General features: G+C 66.9%; 23 protein-coding genes. 12 read left to right on the top strand and 11 right to left on the bottom strand.

The genetic code is table 11. The annotated features are described in order from the left end of the window. Positions 1-212: 212 nt before the first annotated feature. Positions 213-1,175 (bottom strand): Fic family protein, encoded by a 963-nt coding sequence (locus tag F4Y45_11175; GenBank protein MXY25069.1) that lies wholly within the window; start codon positions 1,173-1,175, stop codon positions 213-215. Positions 1,176-1,257: 82 nt separating this feature from the next. After that, the gene (locus tag F4Y45_11180) at positions 1,258-1,764 is read right to left on the bottom strand and encodes a hypothetical protein (protein MXY25070.1); all 507 of its coding nucleotides are present in this window, start codon (positions 1,762-1,764) and stop codon (positions 1,258-1,260) included. Positions 1,765-1,841: 77 nt separating this feature from the next. On the opposite strand from F4Y45_11180, the gene thiI reads away from it, so the two are divergent. Beyond that, on the top strand, positions 1,842-3,095 hold the full coding sequence (gene thiI / locus F4Y45_11185; protein MXY25071.1) for a tRNA 4-thiouridine(8) synthase ThiI: 1,254 nt from the start codon (positions 1,842-1,844) through the stop codon (positions 3,093-3,095). A gap of 10 nt (positions 3,096-3,105) precedes the next feature. Beyond that, positions 3,106-3,624 (top strand): peptide deformylase, encoded by a 519-nt coding sequence (def, locus tag F4Y45_11190; protein MXY25072.1) that lies wholly within the window; start codon positions 3,106-3,108, stop codon positions 3,622-3,624. Here def and F4Y45_11195 read toward each other — a convergent pair. Beyond that, entirely contained in the window at positions 3,581-5,341 is a 1,761-nt protein-coding gene (locus F4Y45_11195) for a thymidylate synthase (protein MXY25073.1), read from the bottom strand. The genes def and F4Y45_11195 overlap by 44 nt on opposite strands. Here F4Y45_11195 and F4Y45_11200 point away from each other — a divergent pair. Both F4Y45_11200 and F4Y45_11205 read left to right on the top strand, forming a co-directional pair. Then, the gene (locus F4Y45_11200; protein MXY25074.1) at positions 5,311-5,757 is read left to right on the top strand and encodes an acyl-CoA thioesterase; all 447 of its coding nucleotides are present in this window, start codon (positions 5,311-5,313) and stop codon (positions 5,755-5,757) included. The genes F4Y45_11195 and F4Y45_11200 overlap by 31 nt on opposite strands. Before the next feature lie 13 nt (positions 5,758-5,770). Continuing rightward, complete coding sequence (locus F4Y45_11205; GenBank protein MXY25075.1) at positions 5,771-6,658, top strand: sulfurtransferase; 888 nt, start codon at positions 5,771-5,773, stop codon at positions 6,656-6,658. Here F4Y45_11205 and F4Y45_11210 read toward each other — a convergent pair. The 6 genes from F4Y45_11210 to F4Y45_11235 form a co-directional block, all read right to left on the bottom strand. Continuing rightward, positions 6,645-7,583 (bottom strand): efflux RND transporter periplasmic adaptor subunit, encoded by a 939-nt coding sequence (locus F4Y45_11210; protein MXY25076.1) that lies wholly within the window; start codon positions 7,581-7,583, stop codon positions 6,645-6,647. The two genes, F4Y45_11205 and F4Y45_11210, sit on opposite strands and share 14 nt — an antisense overlap. A 106-nt stretch (positions 7,584-7,689) precedes the next feature. After that, on the bottom strand, positions 7,690-8,853 hold the full coding sequence (locus F4Y45_11215) for an ABC transporter permease (protein MXY25077.1): 1,164 nt from the start codon (positions 8,851-8,853) through the stop codon (positions 7,690-7,692). Then, positions 8,854-10,017 carry an ABC transporter permease gene (locus tag F4Y45_11220; GenBank protein MXY25078.1) on the bottom strand — a complete coding sequence of 388 codons (1,164 nt, stop codon included), beginning with the start codon at positions 10,015-10,017 and terminating at the stop codon, positions 8,854-8,856. Further along, positions 10,014-10,700, bottom strand: coding sequence for an ABC transporter ATP-binding protein (locus F4Y45_11225; GenBank protein MXY25079.1), 687 nt, complete (start codon positions 10,698-10,700; stop codon positions 10,014-10,016). Before F4Y45_11225 ends, F4Y45_11220 begins: the two co-directional genes overlap by 4 nt. A gap of 131 nt (positions 10,701-10,831) precedes the next feature. After that, positions 10,832-11,947, bottom strand: coding sequence for a helix-turn-helix transcriptional regulator (locus F4Y45_11230; protein ID MXY25080.1), 1,116 nt, complete (start codon positions 11,945-11,947; stop codon positions 10,832-10,834). 417 nt (positions 11,948-12,364) lie between these two features. Then, positions 12,365-13,522, bottom strand: coding sequence for an ATP-binding protein (locus tag F4Y45_11235; protein ID MXY25081.1), 1,158 nt, complete (start codon positions 13,520-13,522; stop codon positions 12,365-12,367). Positions 13,523-13,803: 281 nt separating this feature from the next. On the opposite strand from F4Y45_11235, the gene F4Y45_11240 reads away from it, so the two are divergent. From F4Y45_11240 to F4Y45_11250, 3 genes are all read left to right on the top strand, one after another. Beyond that, positions 13,804-14,823: a DUF2891 domain-containing protein gene (locus F4Y45_11240; protein ID MXY25082.1), complete on the top strand. Its 1,020-nt coding sequence runs from the start codon at positions 13,804-13,806 to the stop codon at positions 14,821-14,823. Between the two features lie 114 nt (positions 14,824-14,937). Continuing rightward, positions 14,938-16,119, top strand: a complete 1,182-nt coding sequence (locus F4Y45_11245) for an aminotransferase class V-fold PLP-dependent enzyme (protein ID MXY25083.1) — start codon at positions 14,938-14,940, stop codon at positions 16,117-16,119. Positions 16,120-16,188: 69 nt separating this feature from the next. Continuing rightward, positions 16,189-16,989: a hypothetical protein gene (locus tag F4Y45_11250; GenBank protein ID MXY25084.1), complete on the top strand. Its 801-nt coding sequence runs from the start codon at positions 16,189-16,191 to the stop codon at positions 16,987-16,989. A gap of 2 nt (positions 16,990-16,991) precedes the next feature. On the opposite strand, the gene F4Y45_11255 is transcribed toward F4Y45_11250, so the two are convergent. Next, positions 16,992-17,606, bottom strand: coding sequence for an isoprenylcysteine carboxylmethyltransferase family protein (locus tag F4Y45_11255; GenBank protein MXY25085.1), 615 nt, complete (start codon positions 17,604-17,606; stop codon positions 16,992-16,994). A 27-nt stretch (positions 17,607-17,633) separates the two neighbouring features. On the opposite strand from F4Y45_11255, the gene F4Y45_11260 reads away from it, so the two are divergent. Then, complete coding sequence (locus F4Y45_11260) at positions 17,634-19,697, top strand: PQQ-binding-like beta-propeller repeat protein (GenBank protein ID MXY25086.1); 2,064 nt, start codon at positions 17,634-17,636, stop codon at positions 19,695-19,697. An 8-nt stretch (positions 19,698-19,705) separates the two neighbouring features. On the opposite strand, the gene F4Y45_11265 is transcribed toward F4Y45_11260, so the two are convergent. After that, positions 19,706-19,921, bottom strand: a complete 216-nt coding sequence (locus F4Y45_11265; protein MXY25087.1) for a hypothetical protein — start codon at positions 19,919-19,921, stop codon at positions 19,706-19,708. Between the two features lie 150 nt (positions 19,922-20,071). On the opposite strand from F4Y45_11265, the gene F4Y45_11270 reads away from it, so the two are divergent. From F4Y45_11270 to F4Y45_11285, 4 genes are all read left to right on the top strand, one after another. Further along, a complete protein-coding gene (locus F4Y45_11270; protein MXY25088.1) occupies positions 20,072-20,608 on the top strand; it encodes a phosphoribosyl-AMP cyclohydrolase in 537 nt (178 codons plus the stop codon). Next, positions 20,571-21,185: a metallophosphoesterase family protein gene (locus F4Y45_11275; GenBank protein ID MXY25089.1), complete on the top strand. Its 615-nt coding sequence runs from the start codon at positions 20,571-20,573 to the stop codon at positions 21,183-21,185. The genes F4Y45_11270 and F4Y45_11275 overlap by 38 nt, the downstream gene beginning before the upstream one ends. Beyond that, positions 21,182-21,577, top strand: coding sequence for a PadR family transcriptional regulator (locus tag F4Y45_11280; GenBank protein MXY25090.1), 396 nt, complete (start codon positions 21,182-21,184; stop codon positions 21,575-21,577). Before F4Y45_11275 ends, F4Y45_11280 begins: the two co-directional genes overlap by 4 nt. Before the next feature lie 175 nt (positions 21,578-21,752). After that, positions 21,753-22,478, top strand: a complete 726-nt coding sequence (locus F4Y45_11285; protein MXY25091.1) for a hypothetical protein — start codon at positions 21,753-21,755, stop codon at positions 22,476-22,478. Positions 22,479-22,775: the final 297 nt, after the last annotated feature.

The raw sequence follows: 22,775 nt of genomic DNA on the forward strand, positions 1-22,775 counted from the left end.
ATAGGAAATCAGCAGGTTGATGGACAGGAACAGACTCAACACGGAATGGAGGACGTCGAGATCCCCGTGCAGGTAGTAGCGGGCGCCAATGCCGGCAACGGCCAGTAGGCCGATCGCCAACATCGCCAAGAGCCCGGCCGGTATGCCCGAACCGCGTCTGCGAGAGCGTTGGCGCGGAGCGGCTTGATCGGAGTCGTATTCGCTCACTTGAGTCAGTACCTGCCGATTGCTCCGAAGTCGATCTCAACGGTCGGTTCGCGTTCTCGGATCGAGAACTTGATGAACCCCGTTTCCGCCAGCCTTGTCAGTTCCCGGTAGAACGTGCGCGTAGTGACGCCCCGGTACACGCTCTTCACGTATGGAGCGTCGCGGAGCTCCGAGTAGTCAATCTTCTGCGACGGTGCTTCTGTGAAGGGATCGACCGGCTCGGTTTCGTGGAGAAGAAAGTCCAGCAGGGTGGCACGGTAGACGACTCGGTTCAGCTTCGTCTTGATGAAGTTGTTGATGCCCTTGAGCTCGGTGGCAAAGCCCTCGACACCGAACCCCACGAACGCATTCAGGTCGAACGGCTGCGTGCGCCGGCTGTGCTGAAGCAGCCGCTTGTACTCGTCTCCATGACGATAGAAATAGTCCGACAAACCATAGAACCCGAAGACGTTGTAGTTGCCCTGGTAGAGAATCCCCGCCTCGACCAGCCTGGAGACCCTTCCGTTTCCGTCGCCGAACGGGTGAATCGTAACGAGGAAGAAGTGCGCGAGCAGGGCTCGCACCACGGGGTGGTTCGCCATGAACGCCCGGGAATGCACGAACTCGACGAATTCATCAACGAGTCTGGATACGTCTTCCGGCGGCGCGCCCCGATGCACTCCGCCCAGCGCCTCGGTCCCCACGACGACCGGATGCGTCCGCAGGCGCCCAGACTGACCGGAGGGAGGAGTAGTCGAGGAGGCCATGGCATCCATCTGCCGACCCACCGCCGCGTCTGAGAGGGGATTGCCCTCGAGGGCGGTCGTTCCGTGAATCGCACGCACGCGTTTCAGTCGATCGAGCTGAACTCTCCAGTCCGGCGGCAGCACGAGGTTGAGGGCAGCTTCTCTGGACGCCTCGATCTGGATCAACCGCCATATAGCGTCGTCATGCATGTCACGTTTTTTGACAGCTTGTATGACCGCCATCGCGTCCAGAATGATCCCCCCACGTCCGACTAGTCCTCCGTCGCTCTGCCCACGCGCGGGTCCGACGCGCCCCTGCCGACGCTCAGTTCGGGTCGGTCCGCGGGTCGGCCGATTCCACCACCGCCTTGACCGCTTCGAAGATGCCGCGCGCAAGTTCCTGGGAGATCCGTTCGCGGATCGCGCCGCACGGCACGAGGATGGTGTCGCTGTCCGTGTCGATCGCGACGTCCCATCGGTCGCGCGTGATCCCTTCCGGCCGGTCCTCTACCACCTCGGTCGGAATGGCGTTCGCTTCGGGACGACCCGGCGCGACGGAGGCCGCGATCGGAGCGCCGTTGATCAGCACGCGCGCGGAGCGAATGGTGTGCTTCGGGATCTCCCGGTCGCCGAAGTGGAAGGCGTACCCATCCTCGGTGAATAGCGTCAGCCCTTCGTCGCCCGGGATCTCGGCCAGGACCGATCGTCCACCCGCCTCCAAGGTCGCCCGTTCCGACTTGCGCCGCCGCCGGTCCTTCGTCAACGACGTCATCAGGCGGAGCGCGAGGACGAACAGGGCGATGGCGACAAGCGCCGCCACGACGTCACGCATCCGGGGTATCGTAACGGGATCCGCCGCGGGGATGTCTCCGCCGCCCAGGGGTCCTGGCGCGGCCGCCTGAAGTCGCCATGGATTCGGTCATCGTTCACTATCAGGAGATCGCGCTGAAGGGACGGAACCGTCCCTGGTTCATCGACCGTCTGGTGAGCAACCTGCGCCAGGCGACCGCGGGCCTCGACGTGAAACAGGTCCGCGCCCTCATGGGGCGGATCGAGGTAACGCTCGGCCCGTCAGCCGACTGGCCGGCGCTACGCGAACGGCTGTCCAACGTCTTCGGCGTGGCCAACTTTGCCCGCGCGGGGACATCCCAACCGGACGTCGACGCGATTGCCGCCGCCATCGTCGAGCAGCTCGAAGCGGGAGTAGACGGGGCGGGCGCCGACACCAGCTTTCGTGTCCGCGCGACGCGCGCCGACAAGACCTATCCCCTCACGTCGCCCGAGATCGAACGGGCGGTAGGCGGCCGGATCAAGCAGGAGATCGGCTGGCGCGTCAACCTCGAGCAGCCCGACGTTCCGATCCGGGTCGAAGTGCTGCCGGGCCGCATCTTCCACACCATCGGGAAGGAACCGGGAGCGGGCGGGCTGCCGACGGGATCGAGCGGCTCGGTCGTCTGCCTCCTCTCCGGCGGCATCGATTCGCCGGTTGCCGCCAACCGCCTGATGAAGCGCGGCTGCCGCGTCCGGTTCGTCCACTTTCATGCCTACCCCATTCTGTCGCGCGCCTCGCTCGACAAGGCACGCGAGCTGGTCGAGCTACTCACGCGGCGGCAGTTGCAGTCGCGGCTGTATGCGGTGCCGTTCGGCGAGATTCAGCAGCAGGTGGTGCTGTCGGCGCCGCCGCCGCTCCGCGTCGTCCTCTACCGCCGGCTGATGATGCGGATCGCCGAACGCCTGGCGCGCGCGTGCGATGCCCGGGCGCTCGTGACCGGCGAGTCGGTCGGCCAGGTGGCGTCGCAGACCCTCGACAACCTTGCCGTGATCAACGACGTCGTCCGGCTACCCGTGCTGCGCCCTCTCGTCGGATCCGACAAGGAGGAAATCGTCAACGAAGCGCGCCGGCTCGGGACTTATCCGATTTCGATCATTCCGGATCAGGACTGCTGCACGCTCTTCGTCCCGCGCCGGCCGGCCACCCGCGCGTCCCGGGACGAAGTGGAGCGGGCCGAGCGCGATTTGCCGATGGACGCGATGATTGACCAGGCCCTCGCCGCGGCCGAGCGGACAGACGCGGTGTTTCCGGCGCGGCGCGACGCGCGGGCGCCGAAACCGCCGGCCGACGAGGGTGCTTCGCAGGCTGCCGAAGCGCCGCACGGCCTATAATCCACCCGCAATGTCCATCCTGAAGGTGGCGCGCATGGGGCACCCCGTCCTCCGCACTCCCACCCCGCCGCTCGAACCGTCCGACATCAGTTCGCCCGAGATCCAGCGACTCATCGACGACATGTTCGAAACCATGAACGAGTACGCCGGCATCGGGCTGGCGGCGCCGCAGGTGCACCGCGAGCTCCGCCTGTTCGTGGCCGGCGTGGACGATCCGGACCAGGGGCTGCCGCCCGTCGTGATGATCAATCCCGAGATCGAGCCGCTCGGGGACGCCACGGAAGAAGACTGGGAGGGCTGCCTGAGCATCCCGGACATCCGCGGCCGCGTTCCCCGCGCAACGAAGATCCGCGTGCAGTCGCTGGACAGGCACGGCGCGCCGCAGCAGTTCACGGCCGCCGGTTTCGCGGCGCGGGTGATTCAGCACGAGACCGACCACCTCGACGGCGTGCTCTTCCTCGACCGGATGTCGTCGTTCGACAGCCTCACGTTCCTGTCGGAGTACGACCGCTTCGCGGCGGGGGACTAGCGGTCCGCTTCCGTTCGCTCGCGCGCTCGGAATCGAGCCGTTCCAGCTCCACCTCGGAGTGGTCGGCGAACGTCATCGCTTCGGCAATCGCCCGGTGACCCGCGCGCTCGGCAATCAGCCGGTGCATCCGCTGGCAGACCCGCCGATACGCAGGATGCCCCTGCGGCGTCGTTCGCAGCTCGATCACGTGCATCGCCTCACGGGCGTTCATCCGCATGTAGAAGCGGATCCGGTACGCCATCGCAACCGCGTACTGCGCGACGAGCGGCGAGTGGCGGCCCGCGATCCGGGCGGCCAGATCGGCGGAGTCGCCCATCACGCGGTCCCAGTCATCGCGGGCCCCGACGGCGTCGATTGCCTCCGGCCGGGTGCAGCCGTGGCGGGCGGTCAGGGCCTGCCAGTCGAGTGTCAGCAGGCGGTGGCGCTGCAGGTCGCGGAACGCCCCGTAATCCGACAGGATGTCGAATGTGTAGTCGGCGTGCTCGAAAGCGCGCCCCGGGCGGTGCCGTCGATTGCTCCGCTCGCCGGCATAGGCCCGAAGCGCGCGAACCCGTTCCTCCGTCGACATTGCGCGGGCCCGTGCGAGGAGCTGCCCATGCGACACGTCCGACGCGGCATAGAGCGCCGCCGCCACCACCTTCACCTCGCCGTCGGGGTCGAAGTCGGTCAGCGTCACTTCGTCGCCCGCGGGCGCCCCGGACGGTGCGTCTGCTGGTGCGCCGGCTGGTGCGCCGGCCTCCAGGCCGGCAACCTGCTCTACTCCACCTCGGTGCACGCCCCCCGGCCCGTCCATCGACGCGGCCAGCGCCTCGGTCGCGGCCCGTTGCTCCCGGAGGTAGCCGCTCCAACGGACGCCGCGGTCCTCGCGATCGACGCGCTGGAGGAACGCGGGAATCACTTTTCGGAGCTCCGGCAGCATCAGGCCGGCCACTTCCCTGCTCTCGGCGAGCGTATGCGCCCGCATCCGGAGCAACAGCGCTTCCCACGCCTGGCCCGAGCCGTAGATGCCGACGTTGGATCGAGTCGCGGCCGGCAGCAGGCCGCGCAACGTGTCGAGCGCCTTCGCCCGGATCACGGCGCGGTAGACGCCGTCGGAATCGCCCTCCGCCTGCGGGTGGCGCTCGCGAAAAAGCCGCTGCATCGGCTCGATCCAGCGGGCATAGGTCTCGAACGCGCGGTCGAGCACGGCGGCGTAGTCCGCGCGCTCGGCATCCTCCTGCAGCTCGCCGGGAATGACGTACTTCCACCGACCGTCGGGCCGCTGGGTGTAGGGGACGTAGCGCGTCGACTGCTCCAGGTACGACATCAGCCGACCCCGTTCGAGCACCTTCGTCAGGACGTTCGACACGCCCTCGCACGCAAGGTGCGCGCCGCCGAGCTGCGCCACCGAGTCGTCGCCGTACTGGTCGAAGACGCGACGGTAGAGCGTCTCGGCCCGCGCCGATCCTGGTCCCTCGGCGCCGCCGTGGTCGACTTCGCCAGCCGTCTCGAGGAACTCGTCGAGAAAGAGGCGGCGGACCGACTTCGCGGACCGCGAGTAGCGGGCGAACAGCGCCCCCTTCACCACTTCCGGCAGGTTCGTGAGGACGAAGATGGGGCTGTCGGTGTTGCCGAAGTAGGGAGAGAGGGCCGCCGCCTCGGCCGGCGTGAACGTCTCGGTCGCGGCTACGGTCGACGGCACGCGATATAATACGCCCGGCTTCCGTGACGCCCGCATTCTCCCACCGGATCGAGGTTCGCTTCCGCGACTGCGACGCGTTCAAGCACGTCAACAACGCGGTCTACTTCACCTACTTCGAGCAGGCGCGCCTGGTGATGGCGGAGACCCTGGGCCTGCGCCGCACGCTCGAGGAGGCCGGGTTGAGCCTGATCCTGGCGCACACCTCCTGCGACTACAAGGTCCAGGTGGTGTTCGGCGACCAGATCGAGGTGCGCGTCGGCGTGAACCGCATCGGCGGCGCCAGTTTCACGCTCGACATGGAGGCACGGCGCGTGCGCGACGATGCCCTGGTCGCCACCAGCAAGTCGGTGCAGGTGGTCTACGACTATTCCGTCGAGCGGCCGGTCCGGATCCCCGACACGCTGCGTGAGAAGCTCGAGTCGCTGATGAGCGGCTCGCCGGTCGTCACATAACGTGAGGGGCGCGATGGCCAACCGGGCAAACCCCAAGGGCTACGCCAATCCCCGACTGCTGATTACGCCCGACGAACTGGCGGGGCAACTGGGCGTCGCGGCCGGCTCCGCGGCGCGGCGTCCGCCCGCCGACAGCGCGCGCGTCCCGGTAGTAATCGACCTGCGGCCGGCCGCCGAGTTCGCGGCGGGCCACATTCCCGGGGCCGCACATCTCGACCTGTTCGGCATCAGCCTCATCGACACCGATCCCGCGCCGCTCGACGCCTTTCTCTGGATTATTGGTCACCTGCTGGCGACGCGCGGCGTCGAGGCCCGGCGGCCGGTAGTCGTATACGACGAACAGTCCGGCATCCGGGCGGCGCGCGCCTTCTGGTTCCTCGAGTTCTTCGGCCACACCGGCGCGCGGCTGCTCGACGGCGGCGTCGGCGCGTGGGAGCGCGACGGTTACTTCACCACCACCGAGGCCGTGCCACCGCAGGCGGCGCGATGGGAGACGGGCCGCGATGACACGCGGCTCGCGACGTGGCGCGACGTCGAGGCGCGGCTGGGTCAGACCGATGCCGCGATCCTCGACACGCGCACCGACGGCGAGTACTGCGGCGCCACCGTCCGCGCCAAGCGGGGCGGCGCCATTCCGGGCGCGATCCACGTCGAGTGGACGAACAATCTGGACGAGCACGGCGCCTTCAAGCCGGCCGCCGACCTACGCGCCATGTATGAAGCAGCCGGCGTGACTCCCGACCGGGAAGTTGTCACCTACTGTCAGGGCGGCTACCGCGCCGCCCACGGATACCTCGCGCTACGCCTCATCGGCTATCCGCGCGTCCGGAACTATCTCGGTTCGTGGAAGGAGTGGGGCGACCGGGAGCATCTACCCGTGGAAATCCCTACCCCTCCGTAGCTCTCTCGACTTGATCTTCCTCCGGCGACCCGGCCTCGAGGAATCTCACGTTCACCCCCATGTCCGGCAGGATGCGGGAGTCGCCGAGCGCGTCGAACGCGATCCGCACCAAAACTGTCGCGCGCTGGCGGTCGGCGGCGGGAATAGTCGTGATGACGCGGGCCCCTATCTCCCAGTCGGGGTAGGCGTCCAGGGTCGCAACCACACGCTGTCCGGGCGAAACCCGGTTTATGTAGCTCTCGTTGACGTCGACCTCGATCTCGAGCGACGACATGTCGACGATGGTGCAGACGCCGGTGCGGGTGAAGCCCCCGCCGGCGCTGACCGGCGAGATCGTCTCTCCCGGCTGGGCGTCCTTGGAGATGGCCACGCCGCTGAACGGCGCGCGGATGACGGTGTCCTCCCGGGCCGTCCGTCGCACGTCGATTTCGCGCTCGGCAACGACCTCCTGCTCGCGCTGGTTGGCGATCCGCGCCTCAAGCGAGTCCGCGTGGGCCTGCGTCGCGTCGAAGTCCGCCTGTCCGATCAGGTGCTTGTCCAGCAGTTGGCGCTGGCGATAAAGGTCGAGTTGCGCCTCCTCGTGTCGCACCTCGAGCTCAGCCAAGGCGCTCCGCACGGCGCGGAGCTGGGCTTCGGCCAGCGCCACGTACGACCGCTCGGTCGTGTCGTCGAGCCGGGCGAGGACCTGGCCTTCGGTCACCGCCATCCCCTCCTCGACGAGAACTTCGACAATGCGTCCCGTGATCTTCGAGGAAACGGTCGACTGCAGGCGCGCCGTAACGTAGCCCGAAGCGTTCAGCACCGTCGGCTGGCAATGTCTGTCGTACCACCGTGGTCCGCACAGCGGGAATCCGGGTTTCTTCCCACCAGTGCCAGCCGGCAACGCCCCCACCACCCAGGACGGCGAGGCCGAGAACCAGCCCAACGATTCGCACGAGCGGGGATCGGCCGCGCCGCGACCGGTCGATCTTCAGCTCGTCGAGTGACGCTGCCACCGGTGGTTCCTCCTGATTGAACGCGCGTGGCAACACTCAGGCCCCACGCAGCACGGTTGTGATCGGTAGACGCGCCGCGCGTATTGCCGGCGCCATGCCGCCGATGACGCCGACTGCAAGGGCCCAAGCGAGACCGAGCCCAATCGACTCCGGTGTCACCCGGAAGGCGAAGGCCAGTTGGGACCCCGCGGCCGGGTTGAGCGTCGATGCGGTGTAGCCGTCAAGAATTGCGTACACAACGGCGACGCCCAGGATTCCCCCGGCGAGGGCAAGCACCGTCGCCTCGACCAAGACCGAGATGACGACCGGAACGCTGTGGAAACCGAGCGCGCGCAGAGTCGCGATCTCGACCGAGCGCCGGCTGACGGCTGTGAACATCGTGGCCAGCGCGCCGAACACTGATCCGAGCGCCATGATGCCGGCGATCAGGTAGGCGAACGCATCGATCAGCGCAGCGCGTGACGCCGACTGCGCGGCGAAGAACTCGTGCTCTGGAATCAACGTGCTGGTCAGCCGAGGATCGGCGGCCAAGCGCTGGTTCAATGTCTGCACGTCGGCGTCCGCAGCCAGCTTCACGCGGGCGACACTGACTGCGGACATGCGTCGGAAGACGCTCTGCGAGATCGCCCGATCCATCCAGATTTCGGACTCCGCCGGGGCGCCCTCGGCGACGAAGTGACCGACGACTTCGAGCATCGCGGTGCGCGCCTGCACCCTGTCGCCCACCTCGAGGCCGGCGTATTGCCGCGCAGCGGAAGCGCCCACGATGACCTCGTTTCTTCCCGGCGTCAGCGTGCGTCCACTGACGATCCTGACCTCGGGGCGCAGCGTGAACGCCGCCGCGGTGACGCCGCGGCAGACGACGTCCACCGTAGTGCCGGCCCCACGCTTCGGCACGGTGAGCGTTGCGTAGACCTCTCCGCTGGTCACGTCGAGGCCTTCGTACGCCTCGAGGATCGCGAGCTCCTGAAGACCGATCCACCCGTCCATCTCGTTGTTGCTGCCGTTCCTGAGGATCAGCCCGCGGTCGGGCTTCGCCGTCTCTACGAGAGCGGATCGGAAGCCGGAGGACATCGCAAGCAGCCCGAGCAGCACGGCGACCACGGCCGCCGAACCGACGACGACGGTCGCGCTTGAGGCGGCGCGCGAGCCGAGGCTCTCCAGACTCATGCGGGTGACGGCGGCTGTCTGCTTCAACATCTAGCTGATCTCCCTTAGTGCGTGGACAATCGACAGGCGTCTCGCGGAGACCGCCGGCGGCAAGCCGATGGCCAAACCCAGCCCTCCCGCGATCCCAAGGGCGAGTCCGGCGTCAACCCAACTCATCTGGAAGCGGCCGACGACAGGTGCGAGCTGTGCATTCAGGGGCATCTCGAGCGCGAACCCGATCCCGACGCCGCCCACGGCGCCCATGAGGCAGAGCGCCAAGGCCTCGGCGAGCACCACGACTGCGGCGGTGCCGTCCTTGAATCCAAGGGCCTTCATGACGGCCAGCTCCGGCACGCGCTCGCGAAACGCCAGTGCTGCAACGTTCGCTGTCAGCAGGAGCATCGTGAAGAACACGGCGCCGAGGATCAGGGTCGCGATGAGGCCGATGTCTCCAAGCTGGTTCGCGAACTGCCGGCTCCACTCATCTTCGGACAGCGAACGTGTCGGGTCGGACGAGTTCTCGAAGCGGACATCGATGGCGTCGACGACCATCTTCGGATCGACGCCGTCGTCCAGGCGCGCTACGACCCAGCCGACTTCGTTCTTCGCCCAGTCTGCGACCGATTCGTTGAAGTAGTCGTAGCGGAGCAGAAACCACGGCTGGAGAACGCTTCCGGGAGGTACCTCGTAGGTCCCCGCGACCTCGAACTCCCAGTCCCACGATCCGTCCGACTTCGGCCAGATGTCGCCGACGATCGGGATGAGGTCGCCGGTTCGCCAACCGTGCTCCTCCGCCATGGCGACGGGAACGACCACGGCCCGGCGCGATGCCTGGAACCGGGCAAGCACATCGTCGGCGATCACGAGTTCCGGAAAGACTCGGAAGTACTGCGTCTGGTCGACCGGGGCTTTCGCGAAGGCGTGCGCCGGATCCTGGTAGTAGCCGCCGAACCAGCTCATCTGCGTTGCTCCGGCCACACCGGGGATCTCTCGCACGCTCTGCACCGCGGCGAGCGGCAGGTTGTCGGTCATCGCGTACTTCGCATCGACGAGCAGTCGTTGGACGCCCGGAACGCTGGCGCCGCCCGTGAACGCTACGCTGAGAGCACGCAGCAGCATGAACAGGACGAAGGCCACCGACAGCGACAGCGTCGTCAGCACCGTCCGCGTCGGTTTGCGCCACAGCCCGGTTCTGACCAAGCTCAGCCAAGTCATGCTGCCGCTCCGATCAGTGCGCCCTTGTCCAGTTGAACGACGGAATCGGCGTACTCCGCGGCCTGGGGGTCGTGCGTGACCATGACGATGGTCTTTCCCATCTTGCGATTCAGCGACTGGAGGAGCGACAGCACGCCGGTCGCGGTCTCCCGGTCGAGGTCGCCGGTCGGCTCGTCGCACACCAGCAACGTTGGGTCGGTCACGATCGCGCGGGCAATCGCGACCCGCTGTTGCTGACCGCCCGAGAGGGCCGACGGCTTGTGCGCCGCACGATCCTCGATCCCGACGATCCGCAGCGCGGTGTCCGCGTGCTGGCGCCGCTGGCTTCGCGTGAGCGATGTCAGGAGTAGCGGCAACTCGACGTTGGCGACCGCAGACAGCCCCGGCAACAGGTTGTAGAACTGAAAGACGAACCCGACGTGGCGCGCCCGCCACTCAGCCAGCGCCGTCGAGGTCAGGTTGCCAAGCGGCACCCCGAGGACTCGAACCTCCCCCGACATCGGTCGATCCAGGCCGGCGATCAGGTTCAACAGCGTCGTCTTCCCGGAACCCGACGGCCCCATCAGCGCCGTGAAATCGCCCTTCTGAATCGTGAGATCGAGATGATCCAGCACGACGAGCGTCTGGCCGCCTCGCGTGTAGGCGTATGTCAGGCTACGGCACTCGACCAACGATTCACTCATGGCAACACCTCCGCTTCACTCATCGCGACACCTCCTGGCGCAAACCGTTGAGCGAATCTACGGTTCGACGGACCAGGTCGTCTCGGCGAATTGTTGAAGCAGCGGTCGTTTTCGGGAATCGCCCTGACTTTTCAGCAATCGGCCGGCTTTTGCCGACTGCGGGCGCGAAACTGGGTCGGCGTCATCCCCTTGAGTGCCCGGAACGCCCGGTTGAACGGCGTGATCGACTGGTAGCCGGCCGTCAGGGCCAGTGTGAGCACCGGCATATCGTCCTGAGCGGGATCGGCCAGCGCTTCGCAGACCTCGGCCACGCGGTAGTCATGTAGCAGCGTGTTGAAGTTGCGATAGCCCAGATTCTTGTGGATCAAGGAGCGGAGGCGATACTCCGGTATCTTGAGGTGCTCTGCGAGCGCACCTACGGTGAGCCCCATGCGCCGGTACACCCGCTCGGATTCGAACGCGGCCCGAATCCGCGCCACGTCGTACTCGTCCCGGCTGACTTCGGCGGCCGCGGCGACGGGCGCCGGTCGTAGCGGATCGACGAATCGCGCGGCGTCAGGTCGGAGGAGAAGCACGACGATGGTGCCGGACAGCAGTAAGCCGAGGACAGTGACACAAGTGTGCACGGCGAAATAGACGTCGCTGGGCAGGGCCCAGATCTGCAGGGCAAGGCGCTCGACGAGCAGTGCCAACACGATATGGGCCACCGACACCACGACGAGCACGACGCGGGTCTTCCGACGCGCCTCCACCAGGTCGGCATCGGAATCGCGCAGCGCCCAGACGAGCGCGAACCCGAGCATGACGATCTGGAGCGCTGACGGAACGACCTCATAGAGGGCGAACATCGTGTGTGGCTGTGCCGGCGCCCACGCGAACGTCGCCATCCATTCGAGCGGCTCCTCGAGTGACGTCTGCACAGCCCAGACTGCCAACAGCGGAGGAGGCAACCGTTCTCCGTCCCGAAAGATCCGATGGGAAAGGACCATCACAAGGCCCGACGTGAGGTTCCGGGCGAGGTTCATGGGAATGATGAGCGGTCCCAAGTCCACCGCGAACGCGGCAGGGAGCACGGCCATGTAGGAGTGCCGCGCGGACACGACCGAGCAGATCGCGCCGAAAGCGAGCAGCGCGATCAACTGCACGTTGCGGTTTCGCGGAGCCAGCGCCAGGAGCCGGATTGCGAGCGCCACCAGGAAGGCGACGTGGGCGCCGTCGATGGCGGCGTAGAGCAGGTGCAGGTTCATTACCGAGGCAGGCCGATGCTGTAGCAACCGTGCCTGTTCCGAAACAACGCGAGCCTATAACTCCACGGGCATAGCAGCTAGCTGTCGCCCTGCCCCGTGGACGATGGACCGTTCGCTGCCAGCTCTGGAAAGAACTGCCGATACCAGCGGCGGATCAGAACCCATGGAGGCACCTCTGATTCTCTACGAGCCGGTGATCTGCGCGCCAGCCGTAGCGGGTCGGGATGTCCAGAAGCTCGTCGATCAGTTCGCTGGCGTCCTGCCTTCGAGAGCAGCGGTTGGTTCGGATCCGGTGGGTTCACGATCTCTCGCTCCTCGACCAGGTAGCCGATGTCTCGACGGGCAGCGGGGCCCGCCGCTGCTCCGGGCTTACGATGAGCGGACGGGCGAGATTGTCCGCGAGAAGCAGGCATCCCCTCAGGCTCCCTCCCGCAACGACGCCGCCAACTGAGGAATGCGCGCTACCGGCAGCACCGAGATCCGGTCATCGAGACGATACGGCTCATCACCGGGATAGACGACCCAGAGATGCTCCAGGCCGAGGTCATCGAGCGCGACGCGCATCGACCGCGTCGTGCCTGGAGCGTCGGCGAGCTTGCACTCGAAGCCGTAGCGTTTCCCGCCGTGTGTGACTAGCAGATCGAGCTCCGCGCCGCCGTGCGTCGCCCAGAAACAGGCGTTGCTCGTCTCGAAGGCGATGCACAGTTGCTCGATGGCGAAGCCCTCGAACGAGGCCCCGACCTTGGGATGGCCGGCGAGGTCGTTTTCCCGCTCCAGATCGAGCAGGGCGTGAAGCAGGCCGGTATCGCGCACGTAGACCTTGGGCGCCTTGATCTGGCGTTTCCTCAGGTTCTCGAACCACGGCGGCAGGATGCGCACCATGAACGCCCCGGCGAGGATGTCGAGATAGCGGCGCGCGGTGCCCTCGCTGGCGCCAAGCGCACGGGCGAGCTCGGCCGCATTCCAGGTCTGTGCGTGGTAGTGGGCAATCATCGTCCAGAACCGGCGCAGCGTTTCCGCTGGAATCGTGATTCCGAATTGCGGAATGTCGCGCTCGAGGAAGGTGCGGACGAAGCTCTCGCGCCAGAGCCATGAGCCCTTGCCGTCCGGAGCGAGATAGGAGCGCGGGAACCCCCCGCGCAGCCAGAGCCTCCGCCACGAGTCTGCGGCTACCTCGCGAAGATCGAATCCCGATAGATCGACGAGCCCCGCACGGCCGGCGAGCGTTTCCGACACGCCCTTGACCAAGACGGGTGACGCGCTCCCGAGCAACAGGAACCTCGCCCCGTTGTCCGGCCGATCGACGAGAACCCGCACGGTTTCGAAGAGGGCAGGCAGCCTCTGCACTTCATCGATAACCACGAGTCCGAACAAGCGTCCGAGGGTCTGTTCCGGCGCCTGCAGCCGCCTGCGGTCGACCGCCGCTTCGAGATCGAAATACGTGCTTTGGTGGACGTCAGCCGCAATCGCACGCGCGAGGGTAGTCTTGCCGCACTGGCGAGGACCCGTCAGGGCCACGACCGAATGAACGCCGAACGACTCGTGGATGCGCGTGATAGGTATCGGGCGGGCAATGACCACATGGCATTATATTTCTTGAAAAACAGTAGTTCAATAGAGCATTTTCACGGATCAAAGGAAGTGGCCTGAACCGCGCGCTCGGGGGGTGCATGCTGCTTCCGCCGACTCCGTGACACCTTCAAGCCCCGGCGGCTTCCCGTCCAACGCGCGCTGGCACGTCACCGCATAGAATCTGCGATGTGCCGATACAGGCCCAACCTTGGTTTCGTCTCGCTGCCATCGTCACGCTGACCCTTGGCGCCGTCCCGGCGGCTGCCGCCCAGTCCGACGAGGCGGTGGCGGCACGGCTCGCCGGGCTCGCGCTCGACTGCGTGCACCGCGAGTACCCGAACAAGGTCGCGCACGTCCTCAACGATGACGGCGACGCGCGCCCGCCGCGGGAACTGACCCCCGCCTTCTACGGCTGCTACGACTGGCACTCCTCGGTGCACGGGCACTGGCTGCTCGCCCGCCTGGCGCGGCTCTATCCGGGGGCGGAGACGGCTGCGGCGTCCCGCACCGCACTCACCCGGAGCCTCACGGCAGAGAACCTGCGGGCGGAGGTGGACTACGTGGACACGCCTGGACGCGACACGTTCGAGCGGCCGTACGGGCTGGCGTGGCTGCTGCAGCTCGCGGCCGAGCTGCGCGAGTGGGACGATCCCGACGCGCGGCGCTGGCGGGACGCCCTCGCCCCGCTCGAGTCGCTGGCGGCGGAACGGATTCGGGAATGGCTGCCGAAGCTGACGTATCCGATTCGCGGCGGCGAGCACTCCCAGACCGCATTCGCGTTCGGGCTCATCCTCGACTGGGCCCGTACCGCCGGCGACGACGAAATGGCCGCCTTGCTCGAGGGCCGAATCGGCGACTACTACTTCGCCGACTACGACTGTCCCCTGCGCTACGAGCCGTCGGGGCAGGACTTCCTCTCTCCCTGCCTGGCGGAGGCGGATCTCGTCCGCCGCGTGAAGGCTCCAGCCGACTTCGCCGACTGGCTGCACCGGTTTCTGCCCGGGATTCCGGATGCCGGCGGGGCGGGGTGGCTCGAACCGGCCGTGGTGACCGACCCGACCGACGGGAAGCTGGTGCATCTCGACGGCCTGAACCTCAGCCGCGCCTGGATGCTGGACGGCATTGCGGCGGGGCTCCCGGCGAGTGATGGCCGACGGACCGCCCTCCTCGCCGCGGCAGAGGCTCACCGCGCGTCGGGGCTCGCCTCGGTCACCGGAGCGACCTACGAGGGCGGCCACTGGCTGGGCACGTTCGCCGCTTACGTCCTCACCAACCGCGGCCTGCCGAAGCCAACCGGCCGCTGACCATCAGCCGGCGCGCGGAACGTCGGTCAGCCCGCCGGCATAGCCAATCGACGTCTGTCCGTCGACCTCGCCGTTTGGAACGCGCCGTGTCTGTGCGTGGACTAAGCTGGAGTCATGGGCACTCCACAAGGCGACTACCGCTCGCTCTTCTCGCTGCCGCCCGAGTCGCACTACCTCAACTGCGCGTTCATGGCCCCGGCCTCGAAGCGCGTCGCCGCCGCCGGGCGGCAGGCGCTGGAGCGCATCGAAGCGCCCGCCCGGCTCGGAATCGCCGATTTCTTCGAGCCGAGCTCGCGCGTCCGCCAGCTCTTCGCGCAGATCATCGGCGCGTCCGATCCGGATCGCGTCGCGATCATCCCGTCCGTTTCCTATGCCATGGCGACGATTGCGCGCAACACGCCGCTCGCGCCCGGACAGACGGTCGTCGTCGTCGAGGAACAGTTCCCGAGCGTGGTCTACACCTGGCGACGCGCCTGCAGCGAGGCGGGCGCGACGCTGCGCACCGTCGCCGCGCCGGAAACCGCCGGATCGCGCGCCGAGGCCTGGAACACCGCCCTACTGGACGCGATCGACGAGCGGACGGCGGTGGTTGCCATTCCGGAGCTGCACTGGACCGACGGTGCGCGGTTCGATCTGGCGGCGGTCGGCGCGCGCGCGCGGGCCGTGGGCGCCCGGCTGGTCATCGACGGGACGCAGTCCGTCGGCGCGCTGCCGTTGGATGTCGGACGCATCCGTCCGGACGCGGTGGCCTGCGCCGGCTACAAGTGGCTGACCGGACCGTACTCCGTCGGCGCGGCCTGGTACGGCCCCGCCTTCGACGGTGGTACGCCGATCGAGGAGAACTGGATCACGCGCCCCGACAGCGACCACTTCAACGAGCTCGTCAACTACCGCGACGACTATCGGCCGGGCGCCATCCGCTACGACGTCGGCGAACGTTCGAACTTCGTCCTGCTGCCGATGTTCGAAGCCGCGCTGGAGCAGGTGCGCGACTGGAAGCCGGAGACGGTTGCGGCGCACACGCGTGCCCTTACCGACCGGGTGGTGCCGCGCCTCCGCGAGTTGGGCTGCCGCATCGAGGACGCGCGCTGGCGCGCCGGACACCTGCTCGGCGTGCGGCTGCCGGACGGCGCCGACATCCCGCAGCTTGGCCGCAATCTCGCCGAGCGGAATGTGTCGGTCTCGCTGCGCGGCGGCGCCATCCGCATCGCGCCGCATCTGTACAACGACGCCGCCGACCTCGACGTGCTGCTCGACGTCCTTTGCGCCGTGCTCGCCGGCGCCGTGCGGGCCTGACGAAGGCCCGAGTGCCGGCGCGGCGGTTCACGACCAGCAATTGGCTATGATTGGGCCTTCGAGGATCATGTGAGCCGTTCGGAGTCCGTGCCGCAGTCGGCCGGCGACGCCGCGGGCCGGCCGCGGGGCGGCGGGACGTTTGCCGCGCGGGCACGCTGCGCATGGGCCGTCGCGTCGCTCGTCGTAGTCCAGGGAATCGTCTGCGGACTGGCCATTCTGCCCGTCATGGCGGTGTGGCAGCCGCTGCTCGCCTGGACGGAGGGCGACCCCGTCGCACGGATGGTCGCCGCCAGTTTCGCCATCGTTCCGTCGTACGCCCTGTTCGCCATCACGTTGATGTTCGGATCGGCGCTCGCCACCCGCGTGACCGGCTGGCGAACACGGCCCGACGCCGAGATGCGACTCGCCGATCTCGACTGGCCGCTGCTGGACTGGGTGCGCTACATGGTCGCCATTCACGTCGTACGGCTGTTCGCCGGCACCCTCTTCCGCGGAACGCCGATCTGGAGCGCCTACCTGCGCCTGAACGGCGCCCGCGTGGGGCGCCGCGTCTACGTGAACAGCCTGGCCGTGAGCGACCACAACCTTCTCGAGTTCGGCGACGACGTGGTCATCGGCGGCGACGTTCACCTGTCGGGCCACACCGTCGAGCGCGGTTTCGTGAAGACGGCGCACGTGCGCCTGGGAGACCGTTCCACGATCGGGCTCGGATCGCTGATCAGCATCGGCGTGACCATCGGTCCCAGCGTGCAGATCGGCGCGTTGAGCCTGGTGCCCAAGCACGTGACCCTGGACGGGCCCGGCACCTATGCCGGGGTGCCGGCGAGACCCCTCGGTTCGGATGCCTCACCGCCGGCCCGGCAGGGGTAAGCCTACGCCGGCGGCGGGGGGACAGACCGGAGGCGCGGGAAGAAGCGCCCTGTCCGCGCCATGTAGCGCCGGTAGTCATCGCCGAACCGCTCGACGAGTTTCGCCTCCTCGGTCCCGGTCCGGATCACCAGGAGGACCAGGGTGGCGAGGCCGGTCAGCGCGATGAACCAGTTCGCCGTTGCGAGCGCGTAGGCAACGAGTGCGAAGGCAACCATGACGTAGAACGGGTGACGGACGTAGCGGTACGGACCGCTCGTCACGAGCGTGTGCTCGCGTCGGGTGACGACGGTGTCCGTGATGTTCCTGCCGAGGCTGCGGAAAGTCCAGAAGCCGAGGGCCATCCCGGGCAGACCGATCGCCACGCCGGCCCATCGGAGGGCGGCGGGAAGCGGCACGGAGGCCCACGCCATCCAGGCCGGGTTGATGAGGAAGGCCAGGAGGCCGCCTAGCGCGGCCATCCCGCATGGGCGTAGCGTGAAGAGGATGAACAGGCCTTCCTGTCGCCGGTCGAGCTTCTCGCCGCTCGCCTGTGAGCGGATCCGGTAGTAGAGGGCCACCGGCAGGAAGACCACTATGCCGAGGATGAGGATCAACCGGAAAGTGTGGTCGTCGGTCATCGCCCTCGTAATATATTTTCTACAACCATGTGCAATACGTCTTCTAGTCGGCGCCCGGTGATCCGTTGGGCGGCGGTCGCGGCCGTCGCATGCCTGGGAACCGTCGGCGCGAGCGCCCAGAACGGCGCCGCCGATGGGGAATGGGGCGTGTTCGGGGCAGACGCGGGCGCCACCCGGTATTCCCCGCTGGATGACATCAACGCCGCCAACGTCGGCGACCTGGAAGTGGCCTGGCGATGGAGCGCGCGAGACCAGGGCGATCCGCCTCCGTCCGGCCGGACGCAGATCAGTCCCATCGTCGTCAACGGCGTCCTCTATACGACCATCGGTAACCAGCGCAGCGTGATCGCCCTTGATGCCGCCACTGGCGAGACCATCTGGAACTGGCACCCGGGCGACAACGAGCGCCGGTGGGGCGACATCATCGAGCCCGTCGCCCGGAGCGCCGGGCGCGGCGTGACCTACTGGACGGACGGAGCCGGCGACGAGCGCATCTTCGTCGTGACGCCGAGCTTTCAGCTGGTGGCGCTGGACGCCCGGACGGGCAACCTGGTGGAGGATTTCGGCACGGCCGGGGTCGTGGACATGATGGACGACCTGCGGTGGAACGAGCGACCGGCCGCGGAGAGAGCGGGCCGCGTCGCCAATACGTCACCGCCCTCCATTCTCGGCAACGCGCTCGTGGCATCGATCTCGCTGCATACCGGCAGCATTCCCACCCGGGCCTCTCCGAATGAGGTCTGGCCCATGAACATGCCCGGCGACATCGTGGCGTACGACACCCGGACTGGTCGGATGCTCTGGCGCTTCAACACGGTCCCGAAGGAGGGAGAATTCGGCGTCGACACCTGGCTGAAGGCGGACGAATCCCTCTGGAACGTGCCGACCGGCACCCACGATTGGGTGCAGGAGAATCCGGAGCTTCTCGATGCGTCCTGGAAATACACGGGGAACGTCGGACATTGGGCGCCGGTAACGGCGGACCCGGAGCTCGGCCTGTTCTACGTGGCTACGGAAACGCCCACGAACGACTACTACGGGGGCTATCGGCCCGGGGACAACCTCTTCGGCAACTCCGTCCTGGCCCTCGACGCGGAGACCGGTGAGCGCGCGTGGCATTTTCAGCTCACCCATCATGAACTCTGGGACTACGACATCCCCACCGCCCCCATCCTCGTGGACATCGAGGTCGACGGCGCCCCAATCAAGGCGCTCGTGCAGCTCTCGAAGCAGGGGTTTGCCTACGTACTCAACCGCGAGACGGGCGAACCCGTGTGGCCGATCGAAGAGCGCGCCGTCGGAGAGTCGGACGTGCCGGGCGAGTGGACGTCTCCTACCCAGCCCTTCCCCACCAAGCCGCCCGCGTTTGAACGCCAGGGCGTCACCGAAGACGACCTCATCGACTTCACGCCGGAGCTCCGGGCCGAGGCGCTGCGGATCGTGGAGCAAATCCGGCTCGGGCCGCTGTATACCCCGCCGTCACTGATTGAGCCGGGCGTCAACCTCGGGACCCTTGGGCTCCCCGGCGCGGGTGGCGGCGTCAACTGGCCCGCCGGCGCGGTAGATGTCGAGGCGGACCTCCTTTTCGTGCCGTCGCAGACGAGACCGACGCTGTTCGGCTTGACGGACGGCACGGAAGGGACCGGCGTGCGTTACCACATCTCGTTTTCACGGGGAGTCCCGACCGTCCGCGACCTGCCCCTCCTGAAGCCGCCCTACGGCCGGATCACCGCGATCGACCTCACTGAGGGCGAGATTCTGTGGCAGATCCCGCACGGCGAGACGCCGGAGTACATCCAGCAGCATCCGGATCTCCAGGGCGTGGACGTGCCGCAGACCGGAATCCTCACCCAGAGCTCCGGGCTGCTGGTGACGTCCACCCTCCTGTTCGCGGGCGAAGGGCAGCGCGGAGCTCCGGTGCTCCGGGCGTACGACAAGCGCACGGGTGACATCGTCCATGAGATCTCGCTGCCCGGAGGCCCCACCACCGGGTTCCCGATCACGTACAGGGCGGACAGCCGGCAATACCTCGTCGTAGCGGCTCTGGACGAGAACAACATCGCGGAGTTGGTCGCCTTCTCCTTGCAGTAGGCGGGGCGTCAGTCTCCTTCTGTCTGCCTGGCTCGCCGCCGGATCTCCCACACGATCACGGCGACGAGCGCCAGGCCGCCGCCGAGCAACGCAAGCGCCGGGGTGTCAGCGCCTTGCTCGCCCAGCGCGGCGTTGAAGCCACCGCCGGCCAGCATGCCGATCAGCACCGCGACGAGCGCCCTCACGACCACGCGCGCGCCGGGACCAGATCTTCTCTTGGTCATCGCTCTCCCATAACCCTAGCCGCTCACAAGCTTCTTTCCCTCCCGATCTTGACGAGGCGACCGCTTCCCGTCTACCCTTCGATCCCCGGACGCGGCGAAAGAACGGGAGCCCACGATCTCGTCGATTCCACGAAAGAGAGGACACCCATCATGAAGAAACAACTACATCCTGTTCTGACCGCAGCCTCCGGCCTCGCCGTTGCCGCCATTGCGACGTCAGCTGCAGCGGAACCGATCTCCGAACAGACTGTCATTGATGCACAGAGAGCCTGGGGCGAGGGTATTGTCGCGATTGCCAAAGCTCATGCCGATGGCGGCGACTACACCGCCCGTGCGAAGGAACACATCAATGACCTTTATGCATATGGCGAGACCAACGTCATGTTTAAGCCGACCATGGCAGCGGAAGATCAGTTCCGTGAAACATTTGACGAAGCTCTGAGCTATTTCATTGGGCAAGACGGAACGGAGGACAAAGGGTTCGCGATCTCGGGCTGGACCAATGTTCGGTGGGAGAACAACGGCATCTACACCAACGACACCTCCGCAATGGCCATGGGTAACTACTACTTCACAGGCCCGGACGGTAACGAGACAAAGGTCGAGTACACCTTTGGCTACGTCCTTGTTGACGGTGATTTGAAGATCAATCTTCATCATTCATCGCTGCCCTTCAGCCCCGAATAATCGCAGAGCGCGGCCTTCAGGCCGAACCCTTGCAAGTACGGCCCGGTTTGCGCCACCGCGTGTGGTGAAGCGGGCCGTTTTTGTGCCTGAGATAGAGCACGGCGCAGGCGCATGGGCCTCACAGCGATCTAGCATAGGCGCGGCAGCCTGCGGGAGTTGCCGGCAACCGCGATCTGCGGGCACGCGAAGCGAGGTTGAGTGTTTCACACGCCTGACACCCGAAGACGGTTTGTTGGAAGCATTCGAAGGAGTGACGGCCGCGCTGGTCGTCTGCGGTCACACTCACATGCAATTCGACCGCTCGATCGGCCGCGTTCGCGTCGTCAACGCCGGGAGCGTGGGAATGCCGTTCGGGCGGACCGGGGCGGATTGGCTCCTCCTCGGGCCGGGGGTCGAACTCCGCCACACGGAGTTTGACCTCGAGGCGGCCGCGACGCGGGTCCGAGCGACCAACTATCCGGAAGCCGACGACTATGCGACACAGTTTTGTTCTGTCGTCACCGCCGGAATCGGCCATGCTCGAGGCGTTCACTCACGCATCGTTTCCGTAGAGGACTCACGCACGAGGACAATTTGACCGACTTCGAACTGTTGGTCCTCCTGGCGATCCTCACGGTCGAAGAAAGAGCTTCCGGCCCCGCGATTGCCCGCGGGATCCTGCGGGCGGGCGGCTGCCGCGTCGCCCCGCGGAAGATTCACGCCGCGCTCGGCCCGCTGGAGCGCAACGGACTCGTGACGTCCGCGGGGGGCGATCCGACCTCGTCGTCGAGACGTGGCGCCACGCGGATCTTCGAGGTGACACCTGCCGGACTGCGGGCAATCAAGACGACGCAACGGGCCCTCGTCTCGCTGTGGGCGGGATTGCCGGAGCTGAAGAACGAGCCGCTCCTCGACGAACTGCTCGAGGAGTCCGGGGCTCGCCGGTCGCAGGTCTGGCTCTGGTACTTGACGACCCGCGTTCAACCCTAGCAGAGCGACTCACCGAACCCGGCGTTCGCACCTCAGCGGCCGGCCCTGCACAAAACGGGACATATTCATGTTTTAGTCGTCTTTTGGTCATGTAATAGTCATGCTCGTCGTGTATAAGGGCGTGCCGGACAGTGACCGGCTTGCGCCCAGAAGACAGCTCCCGCTGGAGACTTCGATGACGACACGCGAGTACCTGGAGGTGCTGAACAGTTCTTGTGCGGAACGCTGCGCCGAGACCAACTACTGGACGCCGGCGCGGAGGCCGAACATGCGCCTCCTGTACTCAACGCCAGAGACGTTTGAGCCACCAGCCCGGATCCTGTGGCTGGGCAAGAACCCTGGTGGCGAGCCCGACGACGGCGACCGCCACCCTCACGATGTCCCCTTTCGGCAACGACGCGGGTGGTCCAGCTACCTGGACGACGACTGGGGCCGTTTCCGAAGGGGTGAGCATCCGATGCAGCGTGGCGTACTCGCGGCAGCGTCGCTCTTCGCTGGTGGCGCCGACGAAGGGCGAGCGTTACTCCGAAGCAGCCCCGCCGCCAACCTCAGTCCCTATCGGTCACGATCATGGGACTATCTGCCAAGGGATCTACGCGACATCTCGGTCGGCGAGTCCCTGATTCGACTCGCGCAGCCGCGCGTTGTCGTGCTGTTTTTTAGCGAGTCTTCACTGTGGCGCCGGCTAATGGACACTCTCGATCGGGCCGTGCCGTCTACGAGAATCCGAATCTCCGGATTTCCAGGCTATACGTTTCGCGAGTCCGTCTGCGGCGAGCGGCCGGAGTACGTGTTCGGACTCCCCGGATTCAATAGCCAGACGAGCCCGCACAACGAGACTGTCCTCAAGACGCTGCGCGAACGAATCGCGCTGCACGATCTCAGTGATGGCCGAGCGTAGGGACTGTTCCGGAAACGGCGCTACTCAACGCCTTCCATCAGGTAGTCGACGAGCGCCGGCACGATGATGTCCGGCCGCTCCAGGTGCGGCACGTGCCCAAGCCCGGGAAAGAGCAGCACGCGGCCGTTTCCGTTCGGGACGGTGTCGGCCAGCACCTGCATTCGCTCCTGGAAAACCTCCGCCGGACCAAGCAGCAGATCCTCCGCGCCCCCGAAGGCGAGCGTCGGCACGTGGACATGCGCCCAGTCGTAGACGACCGGATCCTGGTAGAGCATCTGGCTGATGATCGCCTGCACC

This window comes from Acidobacteriota bacterium (genome assembly GCA_009838525.1).
Taxonomy (GTDB): Bacteria; Acidobacteriota; Vicinamibacteria; order Vicinamibacterales; family UBA8438; genus VXRJ01.

What these genes read in the sequence shown, in the direction of transcription:
- F4Y45_11255 (MXY25085.1), bottom strand. Translation starts at nt 17,606, where the DNA reads ATGACCGACGACCACACTTTCCGGTTGATCCTCATCCTCGGCATAGTG.
- F4Y45_11215 (MXY25077.1), bottom strand. Translation starts at nt 8,853, where the DNA reads ATGTTGAAGCAGACAGCCGCCGTCACCCGCATGAGTCTGGAGAGCCTC.
- thiI (MXY25071.1), top strand. Translation starts at nt 1,842, where the DNA reads ATGGATTCGGTCATCGTTCACTATCAGGAGATCGCGCTGAAGGGACGG.
- F4Y45_11245 (MXY25083.1), top strand. Translation starts at nt 14,938, where the DNA reads ATGGGCACTCCACAAGGCGACTACCGCTCGCTCTTCTCGCTGCCGCCC.
- F4Y45_11220 (MXY25078.1), bottom strand. Translation starts at nt 10,017, where the DNA reads ATGACTTGGCTGAGCTTGGTCAGAACCGGGCTGTGGCGCAAACCGACG.
- F4Y45_11270 (MXY25088.1), top strand. Translation starts at nt 20,072, where the DNA reads ATGAAGAAACAACTACATCCTGTTCTGACCGCAGCCTCCGGCCTCGCC.
- def (MXY25072.1), top strand. Translation starts at nt 3,106, where the DNA reads ATGTCCATCCTGAAGGTGGCGCGCATGGGGCACCCCGTCCTCCGCACT.
- F4Y45_11225 (MXY25079.1), bottom strand. Translation starts at nt 10,700, where the DNA reads ATGAGTGAATCGTTGGTCGAGTGCCGTAGCCTGACATACGCCTACACG.
- F4Y45_11205 (MXY25075.1), top strand. Translation starts at nt 5,771, where the DNA reads ATGGCCAACCGGGCAAACCCCAAGGGCTACGCCAATCCCCGACTGCTG.
- F4Y45_11230 (MXY25080.1), bottom strand. Translation starts at nt 11,947, where the DNA reads ATGAACCTGCACCTGCTCTACGCCGCCATCGACGGCGCCCACGTCGCC.
- F4Y45_11285 (MXY25091.1), top strand. Translation starts at nt 21,753, where the DNA reads ATGACGACACGCGAGTACCTGGAGGTGCTGAACAGTTCTTGTGCGGAA.
- F4Y45_11175 (MXY25069.1), bottom strand. Translation starts at nt 1,175, where the DNA reads ATGGCGGTCATACAAGCTGTCAAAAAACGTGACATGCATGACGACGCT.
- F4Y45_11260 (MXY25086.1), top strand. Translation starts at nt 17,634, where the DNA reads ATGTGCAATACGTCTTCTAGTCGGCGCCCGGTGATCCGTTGGGCGGCG.
- F4Y45_11265 (MXY25087.1), bottom strand. Translation starts at nt 19,921, where the DNA reads ATGACCAAGAGAAGATCTGGTCCCGGCGCGCGCGTGGTCGTGAGGGCG.
- F4Y45_11195 (MXY25073.1), bottom strand. Translation starts at nt 5,341, where the DNA reads ATGCGGGCGTCACGGAAGCCGGGCGTATTATATCGCGTGCCGTCGACC.
- F4Y45_11180 (MXY25070.1), bottom strand. Translation starts at nt 1,764, where the DNA reads ATGCGTGACGTCGTGGCGGCGCTTGTCGCCATCGCCCTGTTCGTCCTC.